Annotated in this window: 2 protein-coding genes; both read right to left on the bottom strand. The window is 41.5% G+C overall.

Annotation, left to right across the window (positions count from 1 at the left end; translation table 11 throughout):
• Positions 1 to 2,687: SpaA isopeptide-forming pilin-related protein (locus tag M1G01_RS01235; protein ID WP_247931501.1), on the bottom strand; the 2,687-nt coding region annotated here is incomplete at its 3' end.
• A 464-nt stretch (positions 2,688 to 3,151) separates the two neighbouring features.
• Positions 3,152 to 10,129: an Ig-like domain-containing protein gene (bgaA, locus tag M1G01_RS01230; protein ID WP_247930958.1), complete on the bottom strand. Its 6,978-nt coding sequence runs from the start codon at positions 10,127 to 10,129 to the stop codon at positions 3,152 to 3,154.
• Positions 10,130 to 10,367: the final 238 nt, after the last annotated feature.

The raw sequence follows: 10,367 nt of genomic DNA, 5'->3' as shown, positions 1-10,367 counted from the left end.
GTTCCACCAAGGCTAACCTTGCTGAAGGTAATCTTACGTGGTAGGTCATCGTCTTTATCGGTTACAGTTACAGTTGAACCGTTTGTGGCAACTTTGTTTTCTTCACCCTTAGAGTCTTTCTCACCAACATTTGTCACTTCCACTGTGCCATCATGTTTGACTTGGAAAGTGATGTCCGTTACTTTGAGGTAACCAGTTGGAGCAGCTTCCTCATGGAAAGTATAAGTACCTGGTGCTAAGTTGAGATCTTTAGACTTACCAGCTTCAGATGTCCAGCTTTCTACGGCTGTGCCTTCTGCCTTATCGCCCTTGTAGATCTTGATTTGTGCTCCTGCAATTTCTGTACCACCAAGGTTAACCTTACTAAAGGTAATCTTACGTGGACTATCGTCATCTTTATCAGTGACTTTGATTGTTGAACCATCGGTTACGACTGTATTGTCCTCGCCTTTAGCATCCTTAGTACCAACATTCGTCACTTTAACTGTTCCATCATAGTTAACTTTGAAAGTGATATCCGTTACTTTGAGGTATCCAGTTGGGGCTGCTTCCTCATGGAAGGTGTAAGTACCTGGGGTCAAGCTCAATTCTTTAGACTTACCAGCTTCTGAAGTCCAGCTTTCTACGGCTGTGCCTTCTGCCTTGTCGCCCTTGTAGATCTTGATTTGAGCGCCTGCGATTTCAACCCCACCAAGACTAATTTTACTGAACGTGATTTTACGAACTACATCGTCATCTTTATCAGTAACTGTCAGAGTTGAATTTTGGGCTACAACACGATTGTCTTCACCTTTAGAATCTTTTTCACCTACTTTTGTCACTTCAACAGTACCGTTAGGTTTAACTTGGAAAGTGATATCCGTTACTTTGAGGTAACCAGTTGGGGCTGCTTCCTCATGGAAAGTGTAGATGCCTGGTTCAAGATTCAATTGCTTAGGTTGGTCAGTTGAAGTCCAGCTTTCTATGGCTGTACCTTCAGCTTTTTCGCCCTTGTAGATCTTAATCTGTGCACCAGCGATTTCATTTCCTCCAAGGTTTACCTTACTAAAGGTAATAGCCTTTGGAGTTGTATCCTCTTTGTCAGTGATTGACAAAACAGAACCAGTTGTTACGACAGTATCTGTTGTACCTTTTTTGACAATTGTAATAGAACCATCAGCATTGACCGTGAAGGTAACATCATCAACATACTGATACCCATCTGGAGCATAGGACTCTGTTAGAGTATAGGTACCAGGAGCTAATTTAATCACTTTAGAAGTATTAGCTTCTGTTGTCCAGTCTGCTACAGGTGGAGCTTCTGGTCTTACACGATCTCCGCTGTAGATTTTAAGTTCGGCACCTGGGATTTCTTTCCCATTTGGATCCACCTTTTTGAAAGTAATTTCTTTTTCAGTTGGAGTCTTCGGAGGTGTCTTCTTATTTTCAATTCGACGTTCTACTGATTTGTCTGAGCCAAACTCATCTGGAGAAATTTTAATATCTTCAGTTAATTTGTCATAGCCAAGAGGAGCAGTTACTTCACGAATTGTATAGTTGTCTCGCAACAATTTGCCTACACTAGCGTTACCATCAGAATCTGTTGTCAATCGTCCAACAACAGCTTGGTTACGATCACGAATTACTTCAAAAACTGCACCTTGCAAAGGTTGGCCTGCTTCGTCTACCTTATGAATTTTAATGGTGAAAACATATCCTTCCGCAACACCACCTGCAATCTGGTAGGTACGTGTGCTTGTTGATTGTTCATTCTCACTACCATTGTAGCTCATGTTGGCTACGTTCGTGATTTCCTCACCATCGACTAGATCATAATTCGCTTTAGCTCGATACTCGATCATATAACCAAAACCATTAGTATCTCCTAAAGGAAGGGTGAAACCATCACCATTCGCATTTACCACTAGTTGGTTTTTAAAGGTTTCGGTCATATCCTGAGCATTAGTCCATTTCCAGTCTCCGTTATTCCAACTCCAATCTACTTTGTAAATACGAAAAGTATCTGGTAGGAAGGTCATATTTGGAGAAGAGAAAGCATCTTTGATAGTGACATCACTGTAGTTCGCCATATTGCGGTTTACAGTAATGTTATAACGGATTACATTTTTCTCGTCATCCTTGTATTGGAAGGAACTCTTTTCAATTTTAGAGTCGTATTTCCCTGGAGGGCCGTTGTAACGGATTTTCCCTGCAAATAGAACTCTATGTCCTACAGTAATATTGACATCAATGTCTTTTTCTTCTGAAACAACATCATGGTCAACTCGAACATAGACAAAGAATTTCCCCCTAACGCCAGAATTATTCTCAACAAACTTTGTGTAAGTTAGAGTAATTGTTTTGCTAGCTGCATCTAAACGACCAGTAGCTACAAGATTGTTAGAAGCATCTCGTAATTCAATGTCTGAAGAGTTTGAAAATGTAATCTCTGATGGCAATTGAAGTGTTGTTGTATCACCTTCATGCACCGTATTATCTGGCAAAACAAAATCTGCAGTAAGACGGAATTCTTGCCAAATATCCAACCCTTGCGTTAAAGCTTCACCAGATCTGTTTTCAACACCAACACTAGTGATCACATCATTATACTCTGTCGCATGTACTTGCGTCAGAGGGGCAAATGATTGGAGAATAACTCCCAAACAAAGAATAAGGATCTGAATCCAAGATCTTATTTTCTTGTTCATTTAATCTTCCTTTCTTATAATATTCAGTTGTAATTGTACAATGTAATAGTAAACTAAATGATTGTCCCCAACTAATCACCATTCTCCTTTTTTAAGCGAAAATTATTAGCCACATTACATCCACATTTTATCATACTATGAAGAAAAAGGCTAGAACTATCAAGCAAATTTTTATAAAAAATATCCAATTTTTTCTTACCGATTGAAATCGACTTTTTCACATCCGTATATTAACCGCTTTGTATCTTTTCTTCTCCTATCATCAAAACAGAATCTGGTATATTTTACCGCTATTTTTTAAAAAATAAGTTCATCTCGTTTTCGATACCAGATAGTGTTTTTATCATTTTGGTTATCTGATTTCATAAACGTTAAATTGCTCTAGAGAAAGTACTTCTGCCTATTAAAAAGACCAGGTTTCCCTGGTCTTTTTGAGATACAATTAGAAGAAATACTGATTCATTCTAGTCTTCTTTTTTACCTTTAGTGGCCACTAATCCTGCACTCAAACCAAGAAGAGCTAAACCTGCTGCTAGAGCTGCTTGACTTTCTGCACTTCCTGTATTTGGTAACTGTTCTTCTTGAGCTTGACTAGCTTCACTTGAGGAGATTTCTTTTGTATCTGCTTTTTCTGATACTTGTGGTTTTGTAGATTCTTGAGGTACTGGTTTAGTCGTTTCAACAGCCGTACCAACTTCTACAATGCGATCTTGAGCCATGACTTTATCATAGCTTTCTTTTTCAGTTCGCTTGCCATTTTCAACTTCGATTAAGTGAACACGGATACCTTTTTGACCTTCTTGGAGAACACGAGTTTGACCCGCTGGAAGCTGATCATTCTTTTGTTCCTGAACCTTGAAATCAATTGTTTCTTCTTCGATTACAAGTTCTGGTCTGTTAAGGACTAGGTTCTTCACTTCATCTTCTGGAAGGGAGGTTCCTGGTTTAGTTCCAACCAAGACGATGCGGTCTGTCGGAGCCTCTACCACTTCACGGAGTTTTTCTTCCTTACTTCCACTAGGATTAACCGCTGTGAAGATCCGTTCCTTACCAACTTTTCCTTCTTGTTCTACACGAGTTTCACCTAGATACAGTGTTGAATCCTTTTTCTCAACTGTCTTGTAAGCCAAATCTTTTTCAACAAATTCGAGTTTTGGAAGATCTTCTTGTACAGCAGCAACAGTCTTCTCAGAAACTGGTTTTTCCTTGGTCAACTGGATACGGTATTCCTTGACTTGTTTTCCACTTTCCGAAACAAGGCGAACAAGTACTGGAAGGCTATCGTCTCCGCTATCTACAACTGTTGAAGCTACTTGATTACTTTCTTCGACTGAGACTTTTGGACGTTGACCTTTATAGGTGATTTGATAGTCTTGACGATCTTCAGCGAAGTCAGGAAGTTCTTTTCCATCCACAAGAATCTTCGATTGCGTACTTTCTTGTGGTAATTCACTCGGTGCAAGGAAGGTCATCTCAATCATCGCAACACCGCTCTTGTCTGCTTTACGCTCCATACGCCATCTCATGGCTTTGGCTTTGACAGCTTTAAATGTTACGTTGATTTCATCACCAGCTGCGATGTCTTTATCCGCACGATAAGGCACAGCTTCCCAATTTTCTGGATTGTTAAATGGATGAGCTGCATCGTAGGCTTGGTAGTTAGAATAGTAGGTAGGCACTTCAAACTCTGGGCCAATATAACGTTCCAAAACGAGTTTAGATGGGGCATCTGTACCACTATCTGCAAAGAAGTGAAGTTTGGCTTGCGCAACAGTCCGTTCTACAATCTTACCATTTTCACGGAAGATCACACCTGCTGATACTTCTGGATTAGAAGATGGTGTTGGAGACCAGTTTGTCCAACGACGATTTTCTGAATGATTTCCGTCATTGAGATAGTCCACACGGTCATGGGAGTTTCTATCAATGTCGTTAGTGGCTGAAGCAAAGGCGCGGTTACTATTTTCATCATACTCTGGGTTATTTGATAGAGCTTCACCAAGTTTGTCTGTCACTCGTACAGTGAACTCAGCAACAAGATCACTACCTAGGACATGGCCTCGAACGGTAAATTGACCTGCTTTTGTCAGATTTTCTGCTGGAACTTCTTCCCATTCAACTGCCAAGTCTTTTGTTTCGTAACCATCTTTACCTGTGAAGTAAACAGGAACCTTAGTTGGCAATTCAAGTGGTTGTCCTACTTGTAGCAAGCGAGCTTGTTTGACCGCGGCAACTGGTTTACGAGAGAGCAAGTCTTTATTGCTTGTAAAGTGTAGACGGTATTCTCCTAGGATATCACCATTTTCAGCTTTCGCGATAACACGAACTGGCTCACCTTCACGAACGCTTGGAACGACGGTAGCGAGACCATTGTTGCTAACACTTGCTGTTACTGCAGGAACTTTTCCATCTACAGACTCAAGGTAGTAGTCTGTCAAATCTGGGTTAAAGTTTGCTAAGTCTTTACCGTCAACTTGGATTCTTGTTTGTCCTTGTTTAGCTGCCGCAACTTGTTTCGCAAAAATTTGTACTTCTGTGATAGACGTTCCTTTCTTGCTATCAAGTCGAACCATACGAATGCGAACCGCATAGGTCTCAACTTTATCAAAGCTGAAATGATTCATTTCTCCAGCTTTTAATTGAGCTGGTGCTTTGAGATTGCTTACCTCTTTCCAGTTTGCAGGATCATTAAAGGCATGGTTTTCCTCACCTACAAAGCTAGGGTTTTTAGGGGCTGTTGGAACGGTCTTACCGACATAATATTCAATCACATAAGACTTCGGTACACCAACTCCGTGGTCTTCGTGGAATCCGACACTTAGATTATCAACTGAACGTTTGCTCAAAATACCTGAATCTCCGAATAGGACACCAACTGAAGCTTCTGGATTAGTACGGTTCCAGTTTGTCCAACGGTTAGCTGGGCGATCATTAAAGGAAATCAATTTATCGTTGACGTTTGAAACAGGATCAGTTGGATTTGAGTCTGAAGCAAAGGCCAGTGGCAATTCTGAACCGGTCCATTGGTCAGAAATATTTGCTCCCTTCTCAGTTTGAGCAGATACGCGAACATGAAGTTTAGTTGTTAATTGCGTACCTTCTAGGCGACCATTAACTGTAAAGACACCTTCCTTGGCGTATTGCTCTGTACGAATCGCATCCCAAGTAACCTTAGCTGATGAAACGTGACCATTTGAATCGTAGGTGCGAACACTTTCTGGTAATTGCGGCGCTTCTGCAATTGGAGTTGTCACACTGACTTCTTCAACCGAAACAATACCTTCTACAGAGACTTTAGCACGCGCTTCAAGATCCAGACCTTCAACTTTACCTAGTACTTCAAATGTTTGATAGGAGTCAAGTTTTTCTTTCGGAATAGCTTGCCAAGTGACTTTATGAGTTTTAGGGAAACCTTTGTCATACTCAACCGTTACTGTTGTTGGAAGAGTAGGTTCTTGATGCAAGTCTGTGACTACGTTTACAGGACGGATAGATTGCGCAACCTTCTTCTCAGTGTTGGCCTGAATCGTGAGATTGATTTGACCTGTAGCCCCCTCATATTCTGCTTTGAGAGTGACTGTTCCTGGCTTATGCAACTCAAGCATTCCTTTACGAACTGCGACTTCCCCTTCACCACTTGTAGAGAAGGTCACTTTATCTGCTGGTAAAACTGCTTGTGTTCCGTCTTGATAGTGTGCAAGGACAGACAATTTGACTGTTTGGTCTTCTTTGAGGCTGTCAGCTTTCTCCACTTGTAGGCTCAAATGGTCAATTTTTGGTGCTTCTTCGAGGAACTGAATAGCATACATTTGAAGAGGGCCACCATCATTTGGTTGAACATAGATGCTTGCACGCATGCCGTTTGCTGCGCTTGCTTGCACCACTGTAACAGCTGCATTTTCAGCACTTGCTGTGACTTTTGGCAACTTAGCTCCATAAGCAAGAGTGCGGTATTGCATTGGTTTTTGACTAGTAAGTCCTGTGACAGCTTCATCACCAACCGTTACAGTTGGTACTACAGGTGCTGCAGGATTGCCTTCTTCTACCACAAGGGTAGCGTGAATAGTCTCACCACCCAGTTGACCAGTCATTTGAATACGTGATCCTGCAACTGACAGTTTAGCTTTATCTGCTTCCGAAATCTCCCACTTATCAACTTCGTATTCTTGTACGCTTCCATCTGTTACTGCGATAAAAACGTATTTGTCAACAGCGCTCAAGTCTGTTCCTGGAGCAACACGCTTAACAGTTGGAAGCTCATTTGCGATTGCTAGAATTTCGACACGGGCCTCAACTTCGCGTCCGTCTGCCATACCTTTAACAGTCACAACTCCTGCTTGGCTCACATCAACTGAAGACCAAGTTACTGGACGTTTTTCACGACTGCCATCACTGTAGATAAAACCGACTGTATTCGGCATTTTTGGCTCTTTCTCAATAACAGTACGTACTTTTGGTACTTCTGTTCCGAGAACAGTCTTTTCTTGGTCTTCTTTTTTACCAGTAAAGACCGTTACTTGACCAGATTTCAAGAGATCTGAATGGGCTGTTAGAGTGAATTTACCTGCTTGCTCAGTTGATTTAACAATGGCAACCCCTTTACCGTTAAAGGCTCTGCGGATCCAAGAACCATCAGGTTGTGCCTTGTAGCGTTCACGGCTGGCTTGTTCCCCGTTATCAACACCAACCAGCTGACCTTGTCCATGCAATTGGAAACGAACCAAATTATTGGCAGTTGGTACCACATTTCCTTCACTATCTACGATTTCGTAGTAGATGTAGGTCAAGTCTTTTCCATCTGCTGCGATTGCGTGTTCTTCCTTGACGAGGCGAACACCTGCTGGTTGGCCTGCCGTCGTGATCTTATCACGTGCAATTTCTTTTCCAGCTTCATCGCGAGCTACAGCTTCTAAAGTACCTGGTTGGTACGCAACCTTCCACTCAAGGTAAAGTTCCTTAGCATTGGCACCTTCTTGGTAGGTACGGCCATCACTGGTTTGTTTTTTGTTAAATTTCTTAACTCCAAGAGATTGACCATTCAAGAACAATTCAACGCTTGCAGCGTTTGAGTAAGCACGAACTGGGATTTTTCCGTCTGAATCTTCAACTTTCGATGCCAATTCTCTATTTTCCCAGTTCCAGTGAGGAAGAAGGTGTACCATCGGTTTCTTCTTGGCAGAAACCCATTGGCTTTGGTAGAGATAAAAGTCATGTTTTGGAATACCTGCTGTATCTACGATACCAAAGTAAGAGCTCTTAACGGGAGTTTGGTTTTGGTTGTGCCATGGTGTAGGTTCACCGATATAGTCCGTACCTGTCCAGATAAACTGTCCAGCATAGCCAGCGTTGTCACGGTCAAAGGTCCATGAATCTGTTGCCGTTTTACCCCAGCCAACTCGGTCATTACCATAGTCAGACTGTTCGTAATGGCGCTCAGGTCCGTTACTATGTTTCAATTCCTGTTCAGGGCGATAGTAACTTCCACGTGTACGGGTAGCTGAAGATGTTTCAGAACCGTAAATCAACCAGTTTGGATGTTTCGCACGAAGTTTCTTGTAGTTGTCTTCTGAATAGTTGAAACCAACTGCATCCAGTTCATTAGCAATTTTCTCATGATCACCGCTACCATCACCAAAGCGGAACTTATCTGCTCCCATGGTAACATAACGTGTAGTATCAACATCTTTAATCACTTTTACTAAGCGTTTAACCGTTGCAAGAGAGTGAGCATTACCATTGGCTTCACCGATTTCGTTTCCGATAGACCACATGAAGACAGCTGGGTTATTTTTATCTCTTTCGACCATGGTACGAAGATCATAGTCAGACCATTTTTCACCTTTTCTAGCTTCTGGGTGAGTGGCATCTTTTTCAAAGAAACGTCCGTAATCATAAGGTTTCTTGCCACCATACCACGTATCAAAGGCTTCTTCCTGAACCAGCAAACCAAGTTCTGCTGCGATTTGCAAGGTCTGTGGACTTGCAGGGTTATGAGTTGTACGGATGGAGTTAACCCCCATCTCCTTCATTTGTTTGAGACGACGGTATTCTGCTTTATAATTTTCTTCTGCTCCAAGCGCTCCGTGGTCATGGTGCAAGGAAACACCATGGAATTTAATGCGTTCACCATTCAAAGAGAAACCTTCATTTGGAGTCCAATGATAGTAACGGTAACCAAACAGATCCTTCTTAGCATCAACCAATTGACCATCACGGTAAACACGCGTAATCAATTCGTACAAGGCAGGTTTGTCATTTAAAACGGTCCAGAGTTTTGGTTGTTCAACTTCTAAAATCGCATCAAGGCTTGTTGATTCATGTGCTTTCAAGGTACGGCTCGCTGTTCGAACCAAGCCTGTTACAGCTTGACCACCACGTTCAACGATTTGATATTCTGCCACCAGTTCATGGTCTTTATCATCTGTATTGACGATTTTGCTGGCTACATGAGTTTCAACCTTGCCATGTTGCTGTTGTTCTAGTTTTGGTGTTAAGATAGTTGTTCCATTTTTTTCAACATGAACCTTATCAGTCACTTGCAAGGTCACATCACGGTAGATACCACTACCTGAGTACCAACGGCTACTTGGCTGTTTATTGACAGCATGGACAGCAATCACATTCTCACGACCATCTTTGTGAAGGTATTTGGTGATATCGTATGAGAACTGGTTATAACCATTTGGATAATGCCCCACTAACTGGCCATTGACATAGACTTGAGAGTCCATATAGACACCATCAAAGGTCACTCGAACATTTTTCTTGAGATCTTTTTCATCAAGTTTAAAGGTCTTGCGATACCAAGCTTCACCACCATTGAGCTGTCCACCCTCGTTTTGGGCAGGTGACTGATGGTCAAAATCGTTAAAGATACTCCAGTCGTGTGGGAGATCCAATTTTTGCCATGTTGATACATCTGCATCTGATTTCACAGCTTCTTTAGGATTCGCATTGAGTTTAAAGTGCCAATTTTGATTAAAATTCACTTTTCTATCTTCAATCATTTGATTCACTTCTTCATTTGTCGCAGCTTTCAACTCTTCCTTAACAGGCTTTTCTTGACTTGAAGCTTGAGATTCTACCTTTGGAGCAGTTTCTTCAGGTTTTAGAGACGCTTTCTCCTCTTTTGGAGCTACAGGTTCATCTTCTTTCTTCTCGGCTTTGCTTGCTTCAATTGGAGCGGCTTGACTTTGATCGACACTTGCAGCATCCTTGTGCTCTGCTACAGCTTGATTTTCTTTTTCCTCCACTGCCGGACTTTCCTCTTTTGCTTGTTCCACAGTGTGAGTAATCGGAGTTTCATCCGCGAAAACTGGTGATTCTCCAATGACACTTCCTCCAAATAGAACCGCACAGGTTCCAATCATGACAGAGCAAGCGCCTACGGCAAACTTACGAATGCTGTATACTCTTTTACGATTCCAATGGCCTTTTTCCATAAAATCCTCCTTTAGTAACCGCTTCCATTTCTTTGTAAGCGCATTACTTTTTCATAGCCTTTTACCTTTATTTTATAAAATAATATAGGAAATTTCAATACCCTAAACACAAAAAATCATATTTTTGATTGTTTTTTCTAAAATTTGTAGAAGATTCGAAAAAAGTGAATGTAGATTTAGAACAAAAGCAAACAAATTTTTGACTCTCAGTTCAATATTATAAAAAAGTTCCTTTTGT

Origin of the sequence: Streptococcus oralis (assembly GCF_023110055.1) — a bacterium.
Taxonomy (GTDB): Bacteria; Bacillota; Bacilli; order Lactobacillales; family Streptococcaceae; genus Streptococcus; species Streptococcus oralis_BY.
Note: the sequence above shows the minus strand (reverse complement) of the source record. Positions and strands in the feature narration are given on the sequence as shown.

Coding starts and splice junctions, on each gene's coding strand:
- bgaA (WP_247930958.1), bottom strand. CDS start 10,129: ATGGAAAAAGGCCATTGGAATCGTAAAAGAGTATACAGCATTCGTAAG.